Annotated in this window: 18 tRNA genes and 1 rRNA gene; all 19 read left to right on the top strand. The window is 47.1% G+C overall.

The features are described 5' to 3' along the window. The first annotated feature begins 218 nt into the window (after positions 1-218). Positions 219-335 (top strand): 5S ribosomal RNA (rrf, locus tag NSA58_RS19460). A gap of 5 nt (positions 336-340) precedes the next feature. After that, positions 341-415, top strand: a tRNA-Asn gene (locus tag NSA58_RS19455). Positions 416-439: 24 nt separating this feature from the next. Beyond that, positions 440-514, top strand: a tRNA-Glu gene (locus NSA58_RS19450). Positions 515-518: 4 nt separating this feature from the next. Next, a tRNA-Val gene (locus NSA58_RS19445) sits at positions 519-594 on the top strand. Between the two features lie 16 nt (positions 595-610). Beyond that, positions 611-687, top strand: a tRNA-Asp gene (locus NSA58_RS19440). A 19-nt stretch (positions 688-706) separates the two neighbouring features. After that, positions 707-781, top strand: a tRNA-Thr gene (locus tag NSA58_RS19435). A 9-nt stretch (positions 782-790) separates the two neighbouring features. Further along, a tRNA-Tyr gene (locus tag NSA58_RS19430) sits at positions 791-875 on the top strand. 16 nt (positions 876-891) lie between these two features. Next, positions 892-965: transfer RNA gene (locus tag NSA58_RS19425), tRNA-Gly, on the top strand. A gap of 13 nt (positions 966-978) precedes the next feature. Continuing rightward, positions 979-1,055, top strand: a tRNA-Arg gene (locus NSA58_RS19420). 7 nt (positions 1,056-1,062) lie between these two features. Then, positions 1,063-1,138: transfer RNA gene (locus tag NSA58_RS19415), tRNA-Gln, on the top strand. 11 nt (positions 1,139-1,149) lie between these two features. Next, a tRNA-Lys gene (locus tag NSA58_RS19410) sits at positions 1,150-1,225 on the top strand. Positions 1,226-1,233: 8 nt separating this feature from the next. Beyond that, positions 1,234-1,322 (top strand) — tRNA-Ser (locus NSA58_RS19405). 7 nt (positions 1,323-1,329) lie between these two features. Continuing rightward, positions 1,330-1,422: transfer RNA gene (locus tag NSA58_RS19400), tRNA-Ser, on the top strand. 7 nt (positions 1,423-1,429) lie between these two features. Further along, a tRNA-Pro gene (locus tag NSA58_RS19395) sits at positions 1,430-1,506 on the top strand. Positions 1,507-1,515: 9 nt separating this feature from the next. Further along, positions 1,516-1,592 (top strand) — tRNA-Ile (locus NSA58_RS19390). A 9-nt stretch (positions 1,593-1,601) separates the two neighbouring features. Next, a tRNA-Trp gene (locus tag NSA58_RS19385) sits at positions 1,602-1,677 on the top strand. Positions 1,678-1,714: 37 nt separating this feature from the next. Continuing rightward, positions 1,715-1,791: transfer RNA gene (locus NSA58_RS19380), tRNA-Pro, on the top strand. A 6-nt stretch (positions 1,792-1,797) separates the two neighbouring features. Next, positions 1,798-1,874, top strand: a tRNA-Ile gene (locus tag NSA58_RS19375). Between the two features lie 3 nt (positions 1,875-1,877). Then, a tRNA-Phe gene (locus NSA58_RS19370) sits at positions 1,878-1,953 on the top strand. Positions 1,954-2,079 lie beyond the last annotated feature (126 nt).

Here is a 2,079-nt window from a genome sequence, read left to right as displayed (position 1 = left end):
GACTTGACCAAAATAAACCTAAAGGTTTATATCGCCAACTAAATCTTTAATTATATGTTTATAAGGAAGATTTTAGTTGCTAAAAATAAATAATGGAAAACATTAAATGTTAGCAGTTTTGAAAGTATTAAAAACTTTCTAAAAAAGTAATAAAAAAAGTTGACAACTATATATATAAATGTTATTATAATACTTGTCTAACGAAACAGTTAATTTTATGTGGTTATTATAGCAAAGAGGATACACCTGTTCCCATTCCGAACACAGAAGTTAAGCTCTTGAGCGGCAATGGTACTTGGGGGGCGACCCCCTGGGAGAGTAGCACGTAGCCACGTAATGTTCCAAGGTAGCTCAACGGTGGAGCACTCGGCTGTTAACCGATAGGTTGAGGGTTCGAGTCCCTCCCTTGGAGCCAAAGAATACAAGTTAAAAATAATATGGCTCATTGGTCAAGCGGTCAAGACACCGCCCTTTCACGGCGGTAACAGGGGTTCGATTCCCCTATGAGTCACCATTATGGGACCATAGCTCAGCTGGGAGAGCACCTGCCTTACAAGCAGGGGGTCACAGGTTCGAGCCCTGTTGGTCCCACCATAAAACTTATAAATGCGGCCTGGTAGTTCAGTTGGTTAGAATGCCAGCCTGTCACGCTGGAGGTCGAGGGTTCGAGCCCCTTCCAGGTCGCCATAATAAGATTAAATACTATGCTGGTGTGGCTCAACGGTAGAGCAGCTGACTTGTAATCAGCAGGTTGTAGGTTCGATTCCTATCACCAGCTCCAAAAGACTTAGGAGGATTTCCCGAGCGGCCAAAGGGGGCAGACTGTAAATCTGTTAGCAATGCTTTCGGTGGTTCGAATCCACCATCCTCCACCAAAGAATAATATTATATGCGGGTGTAGCTCAATGGTAGAGTTCCGGCCTTCCAAGCCGGCTGTGAGGGTTCGATCCCCTTCACCCGCTCCAGTAAAAAAAATATGGGTGCATAGCTCAGCTGGATAGAGCAACGCCCTTCTAAGGCGTGTGTCCGGGGTTCGAATCCCTGTGCGCTCACCATATATACTGGGGATTAGCCAAGTCGGTAAGGCACATGACTTTGACTCATGCATGCGTAGGTTCGAGTCCTGCATCCCCAGCCATATAAAAATATGACTCATTAGCTCAGTCGGTAGAGCACTTGACTTTTAATCAAGGTGTCCGGAGTTCGAATCTCCGATGGGTCACCATAAAATTTGGAGAGGTGTCCGAGTGGTTTAAGGAGCTGGTCTTGAAAACCAGTGATGCTTAACGGCACCGTGGGTTCGAATCCCACCCTCTCCGCCAAAATAATGGAGAAGTACTCAAGTGGCTCAAGAGGATCCCCTGCTAAGGGATTAGGCTGGATTAAACCGGTGCGAGGGTTCGAATCCCTCCTTCTCCGCCAATTTTTACGAGGTGTAGCGCAGTTTGGTAGCGCACTTGGTTTGGGACCATGGGGCCGGGGGTTCGAGTCCCTTCACCTCGACCAAAATAATATGGACCATTAGCTCAGTTGGTTAGAGCGCCCGGCTCATAACCGGTAGGTCTGGGGTTCGAGTCCCTGATGGTCCACCATATTTACATAGGGGTGTAGCTCAGTTGGTAGAGCGTCGGTCTCCAAAACCGTGCGCCGGGGGTTCGACTCCCTCCACCCCTGCCATATAAAATTTAAAGTAGTATTTTACTAATTTATACTTCGAGGTGTAGCGCAGTTTGGTAGCGCACTTGGTTTGGGACCATGGGGCCGGGGGTTCGAGTCCCTTCACCTCGACCAAAATTAGGGCTTATAGCTCAGGTGGTTAGAGCGCACGCCTGATAAGCGTGAGGTCGCTGGTTCGAGTCCAGCTAGGCCCACCATTCGCCCAGATAGCTCAGTCGGTAGAGCAGGGGACTGAAAATCCCCGTGTCGGTGGTTCGATTCCGCCTCTGGGCACCACAAAGAACTTTGAAAATTAAACAGTAGGTTAACAATAAATTAATTCTTTAAGAATTAAACTGAAACAACAAACAAACCAAGCCAGATATTCAGATAATGATTAGTCTGAGCAATGGACAACTTTTT

The organism is Terrisporobacter muris, from assembly GCF_024621905.1.
Classification (GTDB): domain Bacteria; phylum Bacillota; class Clostridia; order Peptostreptococcales; family Peptostreptococcaceae; genus Terrisporobacter; species Terrisporobacter muris.
The sequence above is the reverse complement of the archived record's forward strand: the minus strand, read 5'-3'. Positions and strand labels throughout refer to the sequence as shown.